Source organism: Halomonas sp. ML-15 (assembly GCF_014779595.1).
GTDB lineage: Bacteria > Pseudomonadota > Gammaproteobacteria > Pseudomonadales > Halomonadaceae > Franzmannia.
Map to the genome: position 1 here is coordinate 1,494,121 of NZ_JACXZT010000019.1, position 18,323 is coordinate 1,512,443.

Genomic DNA, 18,323 nt, shown 5'->3' on the forward strand with positions numbered 1-18,323 from the left:
CTCCTCGCAGGCCTGCCGGCAGATCAGTCCCGAGCGGTGCAGCCATGCAGTCGCCCTGAAGATATCGCCATAAACATAAAATAAGGAGCACACCATGACTCGCGTCTATGTCAGTGCCGTCATGCCAATCAGCCTGGAGCAAGCCTGGCGCGTGCTGCGCGACTTCAACGGCTTGCCCGACTATCACCCGTTCTTCGCCAAGAGCTATATCGAGGACGGCAAGCCCGCCGACCAGGTGGGCTGCGTACGCCACTTCCACGACCACGACGGCAACGCCATCCGCGAAGAGCTGCTGTCGCTCTCCGACCGTGAGCATCTCTGCTGCTATCGGATTCTCGATGCCCCGGCGCTGCCGGTGCGCGGCTATGTGTCGGAGATGCGCCTCAAGCCAATCACCACCAGCGGCCACTGCTTCGGCGAGTGGTGGGCGGAGTTCGAGGTCGATGACGGCGACCACGACGACGTGGTCCAGCGCGTCGGCGACACCTTCCGCCTGGCCTTCGAAGGCGCCGCCGAACGCGCCAGCTAGGAGACATGTCATGCAATCTATCGCCTATCTGATCGGCACCTGCGACACCAAGGCCAGCGAGCTGCGCTACCTGCGCGAGCGCCTCACAGCCGCCGGCGTCGCTGCCTGCATCGTCGACGTGGGCACCCAGGGTGACGACCAGGGCGTCGCCGACGTGAGCGCTGCCGAGGTGGCGGCCTGTCACCCCGAGGGCCCCGCCACCGTCTTCGTCAACGACCGCGGCCGCGCGGTGGCCGCCATGGCCGAGGCGCTGCGCCACTGGCTGCCCACCCGGCGCGATCTCGGCGGCGTGATGGGCATCGGCGGCTCCGGCGGCACCGCACTGATCGCCCCGGCGCTGCGCGAGCTGGATATCGGCGTACCCAAGCTGCTGGTCTCGACCATCGCCTCCGGCAACGTCGCGCCCTACGTCGGGCCCAGCGATATCGCCATGCTCTACTCGGTCACCGACGTCGCCGGCCTCAACCGCATCTCGCGCCGCGTGCTGGGCAATGCCGCCCACGCCCTGGCCGGCATGCTGCAGAGTCAGATACCCGAGGTCGCCGAGGACAAGCCGGCCATCGGCCTGAGCATGTTCGGCGTGACCACGACCTGCGTCAATCAGCTCATCAGCGCCCTCGAGGCCGACTATGACTGCCTGGTGTTCCACGCCACCGGCACCGGCGGCCGCTCGCTGGAGAAGCTGGCCGACAGCGGCATGATCGAAGGGCTGCTGGATGTCACCACCACCGAGATCTGCGATCTGTTCATGGGCGGCGTGTTCAGTGCTGGCGAGCAGCGCCTCGACGTCATCGCCCGCACGGCGCTGCCCTACGTCGGCTCGGTGGGGGCGCTGGACATGGTCAACTTCGGCGCGCCGGACACGGTGCCCTCGGCCTATCGCCAGCGCCTGTTCTATGAGCACAACCCGCAGATCACCCTGATGCGCACCACCGCCGAGGAGAATGCGCGCATGGGCCGCTGGATCGGCGAGAAGCTCAACCGCAGCCGCGGGCCGGTGCGCTTTCTGCTCCCCGAAGGCGGCATCTCGGCGCTCGACGCACCTGGACAGCGCTTCCACGACCCCGACGCCGACGCGGCGCTGTTCGAGGCGCTGGAGCAGACCGTCGAGCAGACCCCTGAGCGACAGCTGATTCGCTCGCCCCATCACATCAATGACCCGGCCTTCGCCGCGCAGCTGGTCGAGCAGTTCCGCGGGGTCATGGCAACACACTCTAGGAGATCACATTGAAGAAGTGGAATCGAGAAACGCTAGTGGCGCACTTCCAGGCCATGGTGGCACGCGACGAGCCTATCGTAGGCGGCGGCGCCGGGACGGGCCTGTCGGCAAAGTGTGAAGAGGCCGGTGGTATCGACCTGATCGTGATCTATAACTCCGGACGCTACCGCATGGCCGGTCGAGGCTCGCTGGCAGGCATCATGCCCTATGGCAACGCCAACGAGATCGTCAAGGAGATGGCCCGCGAGGTACTGCCCGTGACCCAGAAGACCCCGGTACTGGCCGGCGTCTGCGGCACCGACCCGTTCGTGTTCATGGAGCCCTTTCTCGCCGAGCTCAAGGCAATGGGATTTGCGGGGGTGCAGAACTTTCCCACCGTGGGCCTGATCGACGGCACCTTCCGCGCCAACCTGGAAGAGACCGGCATGCGCTATGCCCAGGAAGTGGAGATGATCCGGCAGGCGCGGGAGGCCGGACTGCTCACCACTCCCTATGTGTTCAACGCCGACGACGCACGCGCCATGACCGAGGCCGGCGCCGACATCATCGTCTGTCATATGGGCCTGACCACCGGGGGCAGCATCGGCGCCGAGACCGCCATGAGCCTCGACGACTGCGTCACGGCCATCAACGACTGGGCCGCGGCGGCCAGGGCCGTGCGTGACGATGTCATCGTGCTCTGTCACGGCGGCCCCATCGCCGATCCGCAGGATGCCGAGTATATCCTGGCGCGCTGCCACGACTGTCATGGCTTCTACGGCGCCTCGAGCATGGAGCGCCTGCCCACCGAGCGCGCCCTGACCGAACAGACGCGGGCTTTCAAGAATATCCGCCGGGGCTGATCGCCATGTGTTGTGACGATAATAACTGCCGCCAGGCAACGGCAACGCCATGCTCGTCCAGACAGGAGGTGCAGCCGTGAACACCTTCTATTTTCTGACCCTCAATGGCCTGACCATGGCCGCACTGCTGTTCATCATGGCCAGCGGCCTGACCCTGGCCTTCGGGCTGATGCGGGTGGTCAACCTGGCCCACGGCGCCTTCTATCTGCTGGGTGGCTATGTCGGGGTCCAGGTGATCCGCGACACCGGCAGCCTGACCCTGGGCATCCTGGCCGGCGGCATCAGCGCCCTGGTGGGCGGGCTGCTGATGGAGCGCTTCCTGCTGCAGCGGGTGCGCGGCATGGACCTCTCCGAGGCGCTGCTGACCATCGCCGTGGGGCTGATCATCGCCGATGCCCTGCTGGTGATATACGGCGGGCAGCCGGTGAGCCTGCCGCTGCCCCGAGAGCTGCGCGCGCCGGTAGACCTGGGCGTCATGATGTACCCCTACTTCCGGGTGTTGATCATGGTCTTTGCCGTGCTGCTGGGCATCGCCATGTGGCTGGTCATGACCTATACCCGCATCGGGGCAGCGATTCGCGCCGGGGTCGATGATCGCGAAACCGCCATGTCCCAGGGCATCAACGTGCCGCTGCTGTTCGGTGGCGTCTTTGCCGTGGCCAGCTTCCTGGCCGGCGTTGCCGGCGTGGTGGGTACCTCCTACATGTCGCTGACCCAGGGGCTCGACGTGCGCGTGCTGATGCTCTCACTGGTGGTGATCATCATCGGCGGCATGGGCTCACTCAAGGGGGCAGCCGTCGGCGCGCTGATCACCGGCATGGTGTCCAGCTTCGCCACCGGTTATTTGCCGCAGTTCGCGCTGTTCTTCCTGTTTCTGCCCATGACGCTGATCCTGGTGTTTCGGCCTCAAGGACTGTTCGGGAGGACCGCATGAAACGTGAATACGTGCTTATTCTGGCGATACTCGCCGCCCTGGTGGCCTGGCCACTGCTGATGGGCAACTATGCGGTCTCCCAGGGCAGCCGGGCCATGATCTACGCCCTGGCGGCGCTGAGCTTCTCGCTGCTAGCGGGCCGGCTGGGCTGGTTCTCGCTGTGCCAGACCACCTTCGCCGGCATCAGCGGCTACACCATCGCCATCCTGGGGGTACGTTTCGGCCTGCCCTTTCCACTGGTGGTGACGCTGGCGCTGCTGTTCACCACGCTGAGTGCCGTCATCTTCGGCCTGCTCACCGTGCGCTCACGCAAGGTCAGCTTCCTGATGCTGACCCTGGCACTGGGTCAGATGGTGTGGGCGCTATCGTTCCAGTGGGTCGACGTCACCGGCGGCTACAACGGCATCGCCGGGGTGCGCATGCCGGTCTATGGCGGTGTCGACCTCAACGACACCCGGGTCTTCTACGCGCTGGTGACCACGGTCACGGTGGCCATCTTCCTCGCCGTGTGGCGCCTCTACCGCTCGCCCTTCGGGCTGCTGCTGCTGGGCATCCAGGAGAACGAGCAGCGTATGCGCGCCCTCGGCCATCCGGTTGCCCTGGCTCGCTTCAGCGCCTTCGTACTGGCCGGCGTCATCGCCGGGGTGGCGGGCGTCTTCCTGGTCTACGACATGGGCATCATGTCGCCATCGCCGCTGGGCCTGGGGCACGCCGTCTGGGTGCTGACTGCCGCGGTGCTGGGCGGCTATCGCAGCCTGTTGGGCCCCGCCCTGGGCGTGGCGGTACTCATTACCCTGGAAACCCTGGTTGCCCAGTTTACCGACCGCCACATGATGGTGATCGGTCTGGTCCTGCTGCTCTCGATTCTGCTGATGCCGCGCGGGCTGGCAGACGTGCTGGAGCAGCGCTTCAAGCGCAAGGCGAAGCCACCGGCTTCGATGACAACAACTCCCCAAGGAGACGAACCATGAAGTACGCCAAGACGCTAATCATCGGTGGAGTGTCGGCCCTTTCGCTGGCCGCCACCGCCCACCTGCACGCCGACGACACCCTGCGCATCGGGGTGATCGGCCCCACCACCGGCGTGTTCTCCTTCTTCGGCGAGCAGCAGCGCATGGGCGTGGAGCTGGCCGCCGAGGAGCTAGCCGAGCGGCTCGAGGCGCTCAATATCGAGGTCGACTTCTACGACTCCCAGGGCGACGCCGAGACCACCGTGGATCGACTGCGGGCCATGGAGTCCCGCGACGATGTCGACCTGGTGATCGGACCGGTGCTCGGCGGCACCGGCCTGGCCGGGCTGGAGTGGGCCAAGGGCTCGGGTATGCCGACGGTGATCTCCTACTCGGCACCGGAAGACATCACCATGCGTGATCGCGCCGAGAACGTGGTACGCGCCGGCTGGACCGGCGCCCAGCCGATGTTCGCCTTCGGCGAATATGTCGCCGAGGAGCTCGGCCACCAGCGCATCGTCATGGTGGGTCAGGATTACGCCTTCCCCTATAACCAGCTGGGCGGTTTCCTCAAGGGCTTCTGCGCCGCCGGGGGGGAGTCGGTGGAACGCATCTGGCACCCCACCGGCACCTCGGACTACAGCTCTATCCTGGCCACCTTGCCGGACGGCGATGCGCTGCTCTACAACGGCGCCGGCAGCGATGGGCTGGCGTTCTTCCAGCAGTACCACGACTTCGGCATCGACGCACAAATGCCTCTGCTGGGCGGCTCCAACTTCTACGCCGTGGGCGACCTGCCGGAGATGGGCGAGCAGGCTATCGGTGGACTCTCGGCGCTGCAGTATGCCGAGGGGCTGGAGACGGACAACTTCGTGGCCTTCCGCGACGCCTTCTGGGACATGCACGGCGATGACGTCATGCCGCTGGCCCCGGCCGAGCACGGCTATGTGGCCTTCATGATGGCCGTGAACGCTTTCGAGAGCGCCAACGGCGGCGACCGCGACGCGGTGATTGCCGCACTGCGGGACACCGAGATGCCGGATGCGCCACGCGGCCCCTTCCACCTCGACGACTACGGCAACCCGGTGCAGAACATCTACATCAACGAGGTCCAGGAAGTCGACGGCCGACTGGTCAACGTGCCGATCAAGACCTACGAGGACGTTAGCCAGTTCGGCCCCTTCGAGGCCGAGGCGTATCTGGCCGGGGAGCCCGACAGCCGCGACTTCCCGCCGGGCAACTGTGCGGATCCCTACTATGACTGATGCACAGCCTTCGATGAGCCCTGAGCCGGCGCTGGAGGTCGCCGGCCTGGCCAAGTCCTTCGGCTCGCTGATGGTGGCCAGCGATGTCCATCTGCGCGTCGCCCCCGGTGAGCGGCGCGGGCTGATCGGCGTCAACGGCGCCGGCAAGACCACGCTGTTCAACATGATCGCCGGCGAGCTCAAGCCCGATCGCGGCACGATTCGCTTCTTCGGCGATGAGATCAGCGGCGACTCGGTCATCCAGCGCACCCTCAAGGGGCTCGGCCGCACCTATCAGGTGTCGACGCTGGTGCCCTCGGTCACGGTCAGGGAGAACCTGGCCCTGGCGCGGGGCGACGGCCGGCTGCCATCGCTGTGGCAGCCCTGGCAGTCGCGCCTCGACGACGACCTGATGACCACCGCCGACCAGTTAGGGTTGACGCCGGTGCTCGATGAGACGGTGGCCAACCTCTCCTACGGCACCCTGCGCCAGCTGGAGCTGGCCATGGTGATGGCCCAGAAGCCGAGGCTACTGTTGCTCGACGAGCCTGCCGCCGGCCTCTCCCATGCCGAGCGCCAGGTGCTTCAGGGCATTCTGCAAGCGCTGCCAAAGGAAGTGACCCTGCTGATGATCGAACACGACATGGAGATGGTGCTGGCACTCAGCGATCGCATCTCGGTGCTGCATCAGGGCGAAATGTTCGCCGAAGGGTCGCCTGACGAGATTGCCGCCCACGAGGGCGTGCGCGATATCTACCTGGGGCGTGCCAATGGCTGACACGATGATATGCGTCGAACATCTCGAGGCCCACTACGGGCTCGGGTTGGCGCTGCAGGACCTCAACTTCCGCGTCGGCAAGGAGTGCGTCGCGGTGATGGGGCGTAACGGGGTCGGCAAGACCACCCTGGCGCGCGCGCTGATGGGGCTCGACCCGCCGCAGGCGCGGGGGTCGGTGGAACTGCTCGGCGAGCAGGTCCTGGGCTGGTCGCCGCAGCGTATCGCCCACCTCGGGGTCGGCTACGTGCCCCAGGGGCGGCGCCTCTTTCCGTCGCTCAGCGTCGATGAACACCTGCAGCTGAATGCGCGCAAGGGCCCCGCCGGGCAGCGCTGGTCGGCAGATCGCGTATTCGAGCTGTTCCCTTCACTGGGCCGACGCCGCAAGGCCTACGGCGATCAGATCTCCGGGGGCGAACGCTCGATGCTGGCCATCGGCCGCGCCCTGGTAACCAACCCGGGCTGCCTGATACTCGATGAACCCACCGAGGGTCTGGCACCGGCAGTCGTCGAGGATGTCGCTGCGAGTCTCAAGGCGCTCAGCCGCGAGGGGGTCGCCGTGCTGCTGATCGAGCAGAACGTCAAGGCCGCCGTACTGGCCGCCGATCGCGCCTACTTCATGTCGGAGGGCCAGATCGTGCATGAGACCGTCGACGGTGAATCGATGTCCGATGAAGCGACGCTGGGGCGCTATCTCGGGGTCTCGGTATAGCGTGACGACTGCCGGATTGGACCGCAGGAGGATGGCCTTGCCACGGCAGGCATCGTAGAGTGGCGGCGATTCACCCATCGAGGACCGCTGCCGATGCACCCCGAAGACCTGCAGACCCTGGTCACCATGAAGATGCCCTACGGCAAGTACGCCGGTCGCCTGATCGCCGACCTGCCCGGCCCCTACCTGGCCTGGTTCGCCCGCGAGGGATTTCCTCCGGGCGAACTCGGCCGGCTACTGCAGTTGATGCACGAGATCGATCATAATGGGCTAAGCGAGCTGCTCGATCCCCTTCGTTAGGGGGTGCCTAGAAAAGGGCTGCACTCAGGCCGTCGAGACCGTATAGACCATCTGCACGGCCAGCAGCACCAGCATGACGGCGAACACCCGCTTGAGGGTCGCCACCGGCAACCGATGGGCGAGCCGTGCCCCCAGGGGGGCCGTAAGAATGCTCAGCGGCGCCATCAGCAGCAGCGCCGGCAGGTAGATATAGCCCAGCGCAGCACTCGGCAGACCGCTGACGCTCCAGCCGTTGATCAGATAGCCCAGCGCCCCGGCCAATGCGATCGGCAGACCCACCGCCGCTGACGTGCCAATGGCGTGCTGCACCTTGATGTTGCACCAGGTGAGAAAGGGTACCGTGAGCGCCCCGCCGCCGATCGCCACCAGCGCCGAGATGCCGCCGATGCCGGCGCCGGCACCGCTGATCCCGAGCGCCCCCGGCAGACCCCGCGACGGCTTGGGCTTGAGGTTGACCAGCATCTGCGCCGCCATCAGCAGCATGAAGCAGGCGAAGAAGATCGCCAGCCCGCGGGTGGGAATCAGCGCCGCAACGAAGGTCGCCAGGAAGGTGCCGGCCAGAATGCCCGGGGTGATATAGCGCACCACCTGCCAGTGCACCGCGCCGTGGCGATGATGCGAGCGCAGGCTCGACAGCGACGATGGCACGATAGCGGCCATCGAGGTACCCAGGGCCAGGTGAGCGAGATGCTCGTGGGGCACGCCCTGCAGCACGAACAGCGAGGTCAGCACCGGCACCATGATGCCGCCACCGCCGATACCCAGCAGCCCCGCCATCAGCCCCACGAAACCACCCAGCGCCATATAGGCCAACCACCATACGAGATCCAAGGTCGCACTCCTTCTGTTCGGGCCGCACATAGCCAAAGTCGGCTAGTGTAGAGCAAAACCACGCTGCCGCGGCCGCCCCCGTACAAGGTCTGGCTTCCCACCGGCGCGGCGATTGCTTACCTTGGCGACTATCGACCACTGATCGTTCGAGAGGCTTACATGCAGATCTCCCCCGCCCTACGCGACACCCTGGCTCCCACCGGCGTGCTCCGCGCCTCCATCAACCTGGGCAACCCGATCCTCGCCGGCCGCGATTCCGAGAGCGGCGAGCCCTGCGGCGTCTCGGTCGACCTGGCTCGCGCCTTCGCCGAGCGACTCGGTGTCGAGCTCGAACTGCTGGCCTTCGACTCCGCCAGCCAGTCGGTGGAGACCGTCACCGCCGAACGTGCCGATATCGGCTTCTTCGCCGTCGACCCGCTACGCGGCGAGGGCATCCACTTTACCGCCCCCTATGTGCTGATCGAGGGCTGCTATCTGGTGCGCAACGACTCCCCCCTGACCGACAACGACCAGGTCGACCGCGCCGGCACCAGGGTAGTGGTGGGCAAGGGCAGCGCCTACGACCTCTACCTGAGCCGCGAACTCAAGCAGGCCGAGATCGTCCGTGCCCCCACCTCCACCGCCGTGGTGGCACAGTTCGTCGAGCAGCAGCTCGACGTCGCCGCCGGGGTCAAGCAGCAGCTCGAGCAGGACAGCCAGCAGCATGACGGACTGCGCCTGCTGCCGGGCCGTTTCATGGTGATTCAGCAGGCCATGGGGCTGCCCAAGGGCCGCGGTGAGCAAGCCGCCGACTGCCTGCGTAAGTTCGTCGAGGAGATGAAGACCAGCGGTTTCGTCGCCGATGCGCTCGAGCGCCACGGCATCCGGGGCGCCAGCGTAGCGCCCTGACCCCAATACCCCGCCACACCCTGTGGTCGCCCTGGCATTTCGCCCTGCCGGGGCGTTAAATCAGCGTTTGTCCTACATTCGCCTCCGCACCGATTTGGTGCTGTTTTTTCCCTTTTTTGCCGATTTTCGTCCCGAGATGACGACCATTTCCGACATGGGCCATGCCCACGCTGCATAATGGTGCAATCAGATATCGCTTGTTACTGCTCGGGAAATACGTGAATGCCCTACGTCCATGACACCATTACTCAGCTGCGCCACAGCAGCCCCGCCCAGACCGAGTTCTATCAGGCCGCCGAAGAAGTCCTCGAGTGCCTGCGTCCTCTGTTCGAACACAGCCCCTATTACCACGACCACAGCATCATCGAGCGCATCGTCGAACCTGAGCGCCAGATCATGTTCCGCGTCTGCTGGACCGATGATGCCGGCAAGGTGAGGGTCAACAAGGGCTATCGGGTGCAGTTCAATTCGGCGCTGGGCCCTTACAAAGGCGGCCTGCGTTTCCACCCCAGCGTCACCTCGGGCACCATCAAGTTTCTCGGCTTCGAACAGATCTTCAAGAACGCCCTGACCGGCCTGCCCATCGGCGGCGGCAAGGGTGGCTCGGACTTCGACCCCAAGGGCAAGTCCGACAACGAGATCATGCGTTTCTGCCAGTCATTCATGACCGAGCTCTATCGCCATATCGGCCCGACGACCGATGTGCCGGCCGGTGATATCGGCGTGGGTGCCCGCGAGATCGGCTACCTGTACGGCCAGTACAAGCGCCTGACCGGCTGCCACGAAGGCGTGCTCACCGGCAAGGGACTGAGCTGGGGCGGCTCTCTGGGCCGCAAGGAGGCCACCGGCTATGGTGCGGTCTATTTCGCCCAGAGCATGCTCGCAGCCCGCGACGAGGACATCGACGGCAAGAGCTGCCTGGTCTCGGGGGCCGGCAACGTGGCTATCTACACCATCGAGAAGCTCTACGAGCTGGGCGCCACCCCGATCACCTGCTCAGACTCCCGCGGCACACTCCACCACCCGCGCGGCATCGACCTGGAGCTGCTCAAGGAGCTCAAGGAGGTCAAGCGCGTCTCGCTGGAGGCATACCTGGCCACGCACCCCGAGGCCCACTACATCCCGGCCAGCGACTACCCGGCCGATGGCCATGCCGTATGGCGCATCCCGGCCGATGCCGCCTTCCCCTGCGCCACGCAGAACGAGCTGACCAAGGGCGATGCCGAAGCGCTGCTCGACAATGGCGTCGGCTGCATCAGCGAGGGCGCCAACATGCCCTCCACCGCGGATGCCGTTGACCTCTTCCTGGCCGCCAGGATCGCCTACGGACCCGGCAAGGCAGCCAACGCGGGAGGCGTGGCCACCAGCCAACTGGAGATGGCCCAGAACGGCAGCATGCAGCAGTGGCCGCTAGAGAAGGTCGACGCCAAGCTCAAGGAGATCATGGCCAACGTTCACCGGCAGTGCGCCGACACCGCCGAGGAGTTCGGCGAGCCCACCAACCTGGTACTGGGCGCCAATATCGCCGGCTTCCGCAGGGTCGCCGACGCCATGATCGAACAGGGCGTCTGCTGAGCAGGCAACCACCACCGCCCGGCGATAGCCGGGCTTGGGCTTCTTCGGCTATCATGCAGGCATCCAATAGTCACCCACAGGAAGCCCATGAGCTCAGAGTTGACCGAATTCGAACAGCGCATGCAGCGGGAGATCGAGAACTTCCTCAAGCCTGACGCTGAGCAGAAGCAGACCACCCCGACCAAACGCGCCGAGCGCCCCGTCAAGCTCGACAAGCAAGACGCCAAGTCGATGAAGACCGGCCATATCGTCAAGCTGGCGGTACGCACCAAGCAGCTCGAGATGGACACCGCCTTCGAGTACCACTCCACCAGCATCTCCAAGCTGGAAGCGCAGATGGACGCCGAGAAGGCCGCCCGCAAGGCTGGCTACCCCATCGTCGGCTACGTGATCGATATTCAGCGGCTGTAGGACACGCGCTCACCCCCGCTATGATGGCACCGCAGCATAGGCCACCATCTCCACCAGCATCTCCTCGCGGGCAAAGCCGGAGACGATGATAGCTGCGCGGTTGGGGTAAGGCGCCGTGACGTACTCGGCATACAGGCGGTTGACCGTGGCCAGGTCCTCGCGACGGGTCACATAGATCAGCACCTGGGTCAGGTTCAGCATGCTGCCCCCCGCACACTCCAGGGTATGCCGCAGGTTCTCGAGGGTCTGGCGAGCCTGGAGTTCGATGCCACCCTCGACCACTGCCCCATCGGCTCCAATGGGGATCTGGGCGGTAAACAGAATGCCGTTACCGATCACGGCCCATTCCAGGGGCGCCTTGGCGGCGAAGAGGTCGGTGCTTACAGGATAAATCATGAGATCTCGCTCGATCAGTCGTTGTCGTTGACGCCGCTGCCGGCGCCGCTGCGGGAAGCCTCGCTGGCTTCCACCAGCAGGCGATGGGCCAGCGCCTTGAGCCGCGCCCAGATGGCGTCGTCCACCTCGATGCCGTCTTGCAGCGCCCGCTGGCGGCAGGCCAGCAGCTCCGACTCGGAGTGGTGGGCCAGCAGGTCGAGGTCGTGGTCGGCGCCCAGGGAGGGCAGCAGCTCTACGTGGTTGGCCATCACCAGGGTGATGCCGTCGTTGGGCTCGTTCTCTTCGGGCACCTCGCGCACCGAGTAGACCCGCATCTCCGGGGTGGTATGACCGGCGCGGAAGCCCACCACCTGCTCGGTCAGCGGCTCCTGGGCATTGCGCCAGAATGCGCTGATATTGATACCGCGTCCGGCCAGGCGCGCCAGATAGCCCATGATCAGCTGGCGGTTGTGACAGCGACGAATCTTCACTACCGAGAGCCCACGCGCTCGCGCCTTGGCATAACCCAGCTCGGTGGCCAGGCTGATGCTGCGCAGTACGCTTTGCCCCTGCCCGTCGAGCACCGCCAGGTCGCCATCCTGATAGATCACCCGGGGCAGGGCTTCCGGATCTTCGGCGAGCAGGAAATCCAGGCCTCGATTGAGTTGATCGACGCCGTTGAAGCCGTGGCACTGCATCCAGGCCACCATGTCGGCGGCGTCGGCGGCGTCGCCCTCGTCGAAGCCGATCCCTCCGAAGGCCTTGCGGCAGAGCCCTTGCAGCTCATTGAATGACACCTTCATGTGGATATCTCCCCCGATAGCGACTGGGGACATACTGCCTTGCCCTCGCGGCGGGGCTCTAGGGGAAAGCTCCAGTCATCGAAATCAGCCAGGTCTTGCGGCTCGGCGTTGAGTTCCTCGACCAGCGGGGCGCCCTGAAAAAGGGTGATCCTGACCCAGCGGTCCGACTTGGGATCGAAGCGGCTGGCACCGAAGAAGGCCAGCTTGGCACGCAGCAGATGCATGGGCTTCATGTCGCGATGCCAGAGGTTGGCGTGAATATCGCCGTAGGGCGCCTTCACCAGGCTTTGCACACGGCGCACGATCTCCTTGTGCCGCGGGCGCTCGAGCAGGAAGTCGACCACCTTGGCGCGGGGCGCCGCCTCCAGGAAGTCACAGATCGCCCGGTGGCTATGCGCCACCCGTGGGCCGATGGCGATGGACATCTCCTTCTCCACGCCAGGCTCGACGTGGCGCACCCCGAGGCGGGGCTCCTCCTTCTCCGCAGAGCGATACCAGAACCAGTAGGCTCCCTCGGCGCTCTGATAGTCGTGGGACAGCGCCCAGCCGTAGTGGGTCTCGATCAGTTGGCGCAGGCGCATCAGCGGCATATCCGGTTCGAGGTCGAGGTTCTCGTCAACGCCCATCTGCTCCTCCAGAGGATCGACCACCTCCGGGTAGAGCTCGATCAGCAGGGTATTGATCAGCTCCTGGGCTTCCAGGGGCAGAGTCTGCGCCCCCCAGGCTACCAGCTGTGACCACAGGTCCGGCTCCAGAGGCACGCTGGCCAGCCAGGTCAGCACGTCCGGCAATGCCGCCACGCTGGCAGCATTGCGCTCGCTCTGCTCGCGATCTTCGGTCACCGTTTCTGCCAGGTGCTGCTTGGCACGCCGCGTAAGCGCGATCAAGCGTTTCCGGTCGTGCTCCTCGGGGACCTGGCGCAGCGCCAGGGCCAGCGCGGTTTCCCGCTGGGTGATCCACTGGGCGATCAGCTGCGGGTGATTGATCAGGAAGGGCGCCATGCCGAGCCCGGTGGAGTTGCCGATACCCAGGTAGCGCCGCAGCTCGGTGGCCAGTGGACAAGCGGTCGCAGGCGCCCGGCAGGCCGCCAAATGCTCCACCTGCTCGATGGAGAAGTGGCGCAGCAGATAGACCCCGGCCATCTGCGCCGAGAAGGGGCGGCGGAAGTCCGGGTTGTCATGCAGGCGGGCAAAATCGGCGATGCCGAACTTACCGTTGCCGTAGACTGCCGTCGTGCGATAGAGATAGCCGACCCGGGTCAGCCAGGCAGGGTCGGGCTGCTCGCCTTCCGCCAGGGCGTCGACGAAGTGGGCGAAGTTGCGCAGACTCTTGTTGGCCCGCGACAGTACCAGCACCTTCGGATGCTGACGCCCCGCCTCTTGCAGCGGCACGTTGGCGGCCATCTGCTCCAACAGTTCGTCGTCCACGTCTCCCTCCACCAGGCCGAAGGTGACGTCCCAGGCCTCGGCGATGACCCGATCGGAGCGCCGCTCATCCTCCAGCGGCTGGGCGAACATCACCCCGTGATAGCGGCCATGGGGCGTCTGCAGGCGATAGATGGCGGTGCCGTGCCCCTCGGCATTCAGATCGAAGCGTACCCGGCTGATCTGCCAGCGCTGGCGCCCCATCTGGCGCACCAGAGTGCGCACGAAGCTCAGCCGACAGGCATATAGACTCCCCAAGCGCTCCAGGCACATCACCACATTGGCGGGGCGCAGGCTCAGGGGCGTCAAGGCAAACTCGGGATTCATCATTCATGCCACCTTGCTGCGCGAGGTCAGTCCCTGCTCCCGGGCCATGGCATAGGCCGCCTGGGGGCCGAGCCACAGTGAAGGCAGCAGCACCAGGGAGACGGGTATCGCGGTGATCACGATGAACTGCTGCAGCACACCGATCTGCCCGGCCCCCATATAGAGCAGGATGGCCGCCATCAGCGACATGGTGACGCCCCAAAAGACGCGCACGGCGGTATGCGGGTGATCATGACCGGTGCAGACCACGGCGATGGCATAGCTCATGGAGTCGCCGGTGGTAGCCACGAAGATGGTGGTCAGCAGCAGGATCGCCAGGGCCATCACCGTGCCTCCGGGGAGCGCCTGGGCCACAGTGAGTGTCGCCACATCGAATTGGAAGTTGTTGAGCGCTTCGCCGAGGTCGATCACGCCGGTGAGCTGGTAGTGGATCCCCGAGCCGCCCAGCAAGGTGAACCACACCGTGGTGGCGATAGGTGCCATCACCGCCACCGCCAGGATCATCTGGCGGATGGTGCGCCCCCGGGAGATACGCGCCACGAAGATCGCCATCAGCGGGCCGTAGCCGATGAACCAGGCGAAGAAGAACACCGTCCACCACTGCATCCACCAACCGGGGGCGGTTTCCGAGGTCATGGTGGCCATGGCCAGGAAGGAACTCAGGTACTCACCAAAGCCCTGCAGATAAGCGTTGGTGAGGAACAGGGTCGGCCCGAACAGAAAGATGACCGCGGCGATGGCCAGCGCCAGGAAGACGTTGAAGCGACTCAGTAGCTGGATGCCGCGATGGATACCGGTGGCCGCCGAAGTGACATAGAGCACCCCCAGCACCACCAGGATGACCAGTTGGGTGGCATAGCCCGAGCCCACCCCAAAAAGCTCATGCAGCCCGAAGCTGACCTGGGTCGCCAGGAAACCGATGGGGCCCACGGTGCCCGCCACCACCGCGATTACGCAGCAGGCATCCACCACGCCACCCACCCAGCCGCGCATCAGCCGCTCCCCCAGCACCGGATAGAGCAGCGTGCGCGGCTGCAGCGGCAGGCCGCGGTCATAGTGCCAGTAGGCCAGCACCACCGCAGTCAGCGACCCCAGCACCGCCCAGGCCAGGAAGCCCCAGTGCATGAACGACTGGGCCAGCGCCCCGGCTACCGCCCCTACGGTGCCCGGTTCACTGTCGAAGGCCGGCGGGGTGACCACGAAGTGATAGACCGGCTCGCCGGCGGCGAAGAAGACTCCGCCCCCCGCCAACAGGGTACACATGATGATCGAGAGCCACTTGAAGGTGCTCAGCTCCGGAGTATCCAGGCCGCCGATCCTGGCGCTGGCCGCTGGCGAGACCGCCAGCCCCATGGCGATGAAGAAGGTCAGCAACAGCAGTAGCTGGAAGTAGGAGCCTAACACCGCCGCGGTCCAGGCGAAGCCGGCGCCGATGGCGTCGGCCATGCCCTCCGGGTTATACAGCGACAGCAGCACGAAGAGCACGATAAAGCCGCCGCTCAGACCGAGGACGACGGGGTCGCCCAGGCCCTGGGCCGGGCGAGCGGCGGCAGACTGGCTGGCCGGTGAGTCGAGTTGACTGCTCATGAGGTTTGCCTCGTTGTGCGTTGTTATAAGGAGAAGCGGGCGTGATGCGGCTGGGCAACCTGGGTGTGTCAGCCGGAGGGGGTGGTTGCACGCTCCAGTAGCGCCACCCAGTTGCGTCCCATGATGCGTTCGACGTCCACCTCGGCGAAGCCGTGCTTGCGCAACCCATCGATCAGTTGGGGGAAATCGCGGCTGTCGCGCAGCCAGGCCAGCGGTCGCGGCCAGCCGGCGTTGCTGGCGCTGCCTTCGCCGTAGTCCATCTCCTTGGACCAGCGGCCGTTGCGCATCCATTCGAGTACCGCGACCGGCTGCTCCTGGCACAGGTCGGTGCCCAGGCCCACATGCTCGATGCCCATCAGATCCACGGTGCGGGCAATCATCTCGCAGTAGGCCTCCAGGGTGCAGTCCGGCCCATCCTTGAGATGAAACGGATACGCAGAGAAGCCCAACAGCCCGCCGCTCTCGGCAATCGCTGAGAGTACGCGGTTGGACTTGTTGCGCTTGGCCTCGTGGAAGAAGCTGGGATTGGCATGGGAGATGATCACCGGGCGCTCAGAAAGCTCGATCGCCTGGAGGGTTGAGCGCTCGGCGCTATGCGACATGTCGATGACCATGCCAACCCGGTTCATCTCGCGGATCACCTGACGCCCGAAGCGGGTGATGCCGCTATCCTCGTTCTCGTAGCAGCCGCATGCCAGCAGGCTCTGATTATTGTAGGTGAGCTGCATGATCAGCAGGCCCAGGCGGCGCATCACCGCCACCATGTCGATATCGTCCTCGATGGGCGAACAGTTCTGGGCACCCAGGAAGATCCCCACCTTGCCGGCCTCCTGGGCACGCAGGATATCGCCGGGAACAAGCACCGGCATGATCAGGTCGTCGTGTTGCTCGAAGCGGCGGTTCCACTCCCCCATCCGGGAGAGGGTCTCGCGGGTGGTCTCATGGTAGACCAGGGTGGCGTGGACGGCATCGACGCCGCCCTCACGCATCTGCTGAAAGATCTCCCGGGACCAGTGGGAGTACTGCAGGCCGTCGACGGTCAGAAGTTGCTTGGACATGGAACGCTCCTCGCGTCAGCGGGCTTTGACGTAGCAGGTCTTGACCACGGTGTAGAACTCGCGCGCATAGCGTCCCTGCTCGCGGGGGCCGAAGCTGGAGTCCTTGCGACCGCCAAAGGGCACGTGATAATCGGTGCCGGCGGTGGCCAGGTTAACCATCACGCAGCCGGTCTCGGCGCGAGCCTTGAACTCGCTGGCCAAGGCCAGGGAGTCGGTGATGATCCCGGCGGTGAGGCCGAAATGGGTGTCGTTGAGGGTGTCGATGGCCTCGTCCATATCCGCGACCTTGATCACGCAAGCGATGGGGCCGAACACCTCCTCACGGTTGATGGCCATGGCGTTGGTGGTGCCGGTGAACAGGGTCGGTGCCATAAAATAGCCGTCGCTGCCGCAGTCGAGTCGCTCGCCGCCGAAGGCGAGCACGGCGCCGTCGGCCTTGGCGCGTTCGATCCAGGCCAGGTTGGATTCCAGCTGGCGCGCCTCGGCCACTGGGCCAATCTGCACCCCCTCCACCAGCGCCGGTCCCACCTTGGCGCTGGCCAACCGGGCCACCAACTTCTCGACGAAGGCGTCATGAATCGCCGTATGCACGATCAGCCGTGACGAGGCGGTGCACTTCTGACCGGTGCCCGAGTAAGCGCCATTGAAAGCGGCCTCCACGGCCAGGTCGAGATCGGCGTCCGCGGCGACGATCAGCGCATTCTTGGAGCCCATCTCCAGCTGGCACTTGACCAGGTTGCCGGCGGTGGCCGCCGCCACGCGGCGTCCCACCTCCAGCGAGCCGGTAAAGGTCAGGGCATTGATCTCGGGGCTCGAGATCAGTGCCTCGCCAACGCTGCCACCGGCGCCCATTACCAGGTTGAAGGTGCCGGCAGGCAGCGGCTGGCGACTGATGATCTCGGTGAGTGCCCAGGCACTGGCGGGCACCAGGTTGGCGGGCTTGAAGATCACCGCATTGCCAAAAGCCAGTGCCGGGGCGATCTTCCACACCGCCGTGGCCATGGGGAAGTTCCAGGGACTGATCACCCCCACCACCCCCACCGGCTCACGGCGGGTCTCCACCTCGACCCCAGGACGCACCGAGTCCACCCGCTCGTCGATCTGGCGCAGTACCTCGGCGGCGTAGTAGTGGAAAAACTGCGCCGAGCGGCCCACTTCACCGATGCCCTCGGCCAACGGCTTGCCCTCCTCCCGGGACAGCAGGCGTCCCAACTCCTCCTTACGTACCGCCAGTTCATCGCCGATGGCCATCAGCAGCGTATAGCGCTGCTCCAGACCACTCTTGGCCCACTCGCGCTGGCCCTGCCTGGCGGCGACGATGGCCTCGTGGACCTGGGCAACACTCGCCTGGGCGTAGTGACCGATCAGATCCTGGCGATCCGAGGGGCTGTGGTTGGCGATGCTGCTCTCGCCCTCGACCCACTGGCCAGCAATATAAAGGGAGTGGTTGGCTGACATGGTGATCTCCTGAATAGCGTTGACATCATCCTAGGAGAACCACCAATATAAGGATAATCAATAAACTATAAGATTTGATCA

General features: G+C 65.5%; 19 protein-coding genes. 12 read left to right on the forward strand and 7 right to left on the reverse strand.

The features are described from left to right. Positions 1 to 94: 94 nt before the first annotated feature. The 9 genes from IEI94_RS18620 (at position 95) to IEI94_RS18660 (ending at position 7,505) form a co-directional block, all read left to right on the forward strand. Positions 95 to 529 carry an SRPBCC family protein gene (locus IEI94_RS18620; protein ID WP_191168741.1) on the forward strand — a complete coding sequence of 145 codons (435 nt, stop codon included), beginning with the start codon at positions 95 to 97 and terminating at the stop codon, positions 527 to 529. 10 nt (positions 530 to 539) lie between these two features. Further along, a complete protein-coding gene (locus IEI94_RS18625; protein WP_191168742.1) occupies positions 540 to 1,760 on the forward strand; it encodes a Tm-1-like ATP-binding domain-containing protein in 1,221 nt (406 codons plus the stop codon). Continuing rightward, positions 1,757 to 2,590, forward strand: a complete 834-nt coding sequence (locus tag IEI94_RS18630; protein ID WP_191168743.1) for a phosphoenolpyruvate hydrolase family protein — start codon at positions 1,757 to 1,759, stop codon at positions 2,588 to 2,590. The genes IEI94_RS18625 and IEI94_RS18630 overlap by 4 nt, the downstream gene beginning before the upstream one ends. A gap of 76 nt (positions 2,591 to 2,666) precedes the next feature. After that, a complete protein-coding gene (locus IEI94_RS18635) occupies positions 2,667 to 3,524 on the forward strand; it encodes a branched-chain amino acid ABC transporter permease (RefSeq protein ID WP_191168744.1) in 858 nt (285 codons plus the stop codon). Next, on the forward strand, positions 3,521 to 4,495 hold the full coding sequence (locus IEI94_RS18640) for a branched-chain amino acid ABC transporter permease (RefSeq protein ID WP_191168745.1): 975 nt from the start codon (positions 3,521 to 3,523) through the stop codon (positions 4,493 to 4,495). The genes IEI94_RS18635 and IEI94_RS18640 overlap by 4 nt, the downstream gene beginning before the upstream one ends. Then, complete coding sequence (locus IEI94_RS18645) at positions 4,492 to 5,739, forward strand: ABC transporter substrate-binding protein (RefSeq protein ID WP_191168746.1); 1,248 nt, start codon at positions 4,492 to 4,494, stop codon at positions 5,737 to 5,739. The genes IEI94_RS18640 and IEI94_RS18645 overlap by 4 nt, the downstream gene beginning before the upstream one ends. Then, a complete protein-coding gene (locus IEI94_RS18650) occupies positions 5,732 to 6,496 on the forward strand; it encodes an ABC transporter ATP-binding protein (RefSeq protein WP_224750199.1) in 765 nt (254 codons plus the stop codon). The genes IEI94_RS18645 and IEI94_RS18650 overlap by 8 nt, the downstream gene beginning before the upstream one ends. Continuing rightward, complete coding sequence (locus IEI94_RS18655; protein ID WP_191168747.1) at positions 6,489 to 7,205, forward strand: ABC transporter ATP-binding protein; 717 nt, start codon at positions 6,489 to 6,491, stop codon at positions 7,203 to 7,205. The genes IEI94_RS18650 and IEI94_RS18655 overlap by 8 nt, the downstream gene beginning before the upstream one ends. A gap of 93 nt (positions 7,206 to 7,298) precedes the next feature. Continuing rightward, entirely contained in the window at positions 7,299 to 7,505 is a 207-nt protein-coding gene (locus IEI94_RS18660) for a DUF3820 family protein (RefSeq protein WP_191168748.1), read from the forward strand. Positions 7,506 to 7,529: 24 nt separating this feature from the next. Here the strand turns inward: IEI94_RS18660 and IEI94_RS18665 are convergent, their stop codons facing one another. After that, positions 7,530 to 8,336, reverse strand: a complete 807-nt coding sequence (locus IEI94_RS18665) for a sulfite exporter TauE/SafE family protein (protein ID WP_191168749.1) — start codon at positions 8,334 to 8,336, stop codon at positions 7,530 to 7,532. A 159-nt stretch (positions 8,337 to 8,495) separates the two neighbouring features. Here IEI94_RS18665 and IEI94_RS18670 point away from each other — a divergent pair, with 159 nt between their 5' ends. The 3 genes from IEI94_RS18670 (at position 8,496) to IEI94_RS18680 (ending at position 11,210) form a co-directional block, all read left to right on the forward strand. After that, complete coding sequence (locus IEI94_RS18670; RefSeq protein WP_191168750.1) at positions 8,496 to 9,224, forward strand: ABC transporter substrate-binding protein; 729 nt, start codon at positions 8,496 to 8,498, stop codon at positions 9,222 to 9,224. A 222-nt stretch (positions 9,225 to 9,446) separates the two neighbouring features. Further along, positions 9,447 to 10,799, forward strand: a complete 1,353-nt coding sequence (gene gdhA, locus IEI94_RS18675) for an NADP-specific glutamate dehydrogenase (RefSeq protein WP_191168751.1) — start codon at positions 9,447 to 9,449, stop codon at positions 10,797 to 10,799. 87 nt (positions 10,800 to 10,886) lie between these two features. After that, positions 10,887 to 11,210 carry a hypothetical protein gene (locus IEI94_RS18680; protein ID WP_191168752.1) on the forward strand — a complete coding sequence of 108 codons (324 nt, stop codon included), beginning with the start codon at positions 10,887 to 10,889 and terminating at the stop codon, positions 11,208 to 11,210. 18 nt (positions 11,211 to 11,228) lie between these two features. Here IEI94_RS18680 and IEI94_RS18685 read toward each other — a convergent pair whose 3' ends face one another. The 6 genes from IEI94_RS18685 to IEI94_RS18710 form a co-directional block, all read right to left on the reverse strand. Next, positions 11,229 to 11,606, reverse strand: coding sequence for a RidA family protein (locus tag IEI94_RS18685; protein ID WP_191168753.1), 378 nt, complete (start codon positions 11,604 to 11,606; stop codon positions 11,229 to 11,231). 14 nt (positions 11,607 to 11,620) lie between these two features. Beyond that, positions 11,621 to 12,388, reverse strand: a complete 768-nt coding sequence (locus IEI94_RS18690; RefSeq protein WP_191168754.1) for an Ldh family oxidoreductase — start codon at positions 12,386 to 12,388, stop codon at positions 11,621 to 11,623. Further along, the gene (locus IEI94_RS18695) at positions 12,385 to 14,142 is read right to left on the reverse strand and encodes a hypothetical protein (protein ID WP_191168755.1); all 1,758 of its coding nucleotides are present in this window, start codon (positions 14,140 to 14,142) and stop codon (positions 12,385 to 12,387) included. The genes IEI94_RS18690 and IEI94_RS18695 overlap by 4 nt, the downstream gene beginning before the upstream one ends. Next, positions 14,143 to 15,726 (reverse strand): BCCT family transporter, encoded by a 1,584-nt coding sequence (locus IEI94_RS18700; RefSeq protein WP_191168756.1) that lies wholly within the window; start codon positions 15,724 to 15,726, stop codon positions 14,143 to 14,145. It abuts the gene before it with no gap. Between the two features lie 68 nt (positions 15,727 to 15,794). Next, positions 15,795 to 16,784, reverse strand: a complete 990-nt coding sequence (locus IEI94_RS18705; RefSeq protein ID WP_191168757.1) for a dipeptidase — start codon at positions 16,782 to 16,784, stop codon at positions 15,795 to 15,797. A gap of 15 nt (positions 16,785 to 16,799) precedes the next feature. Continuing rightward, a complete protein-coding gene (locus tag IEI94_RS18710; RefSeq protein WP_191168758.1) occupies positions 16,800 to 18,242 on the reverse strand; it encodes an aldehyde dehydrogenase family protein in 1,443 nt (480 codons plus the stop codon). Positions 18,243 to 18,323 lie beyond the last annotated feature (81 nt).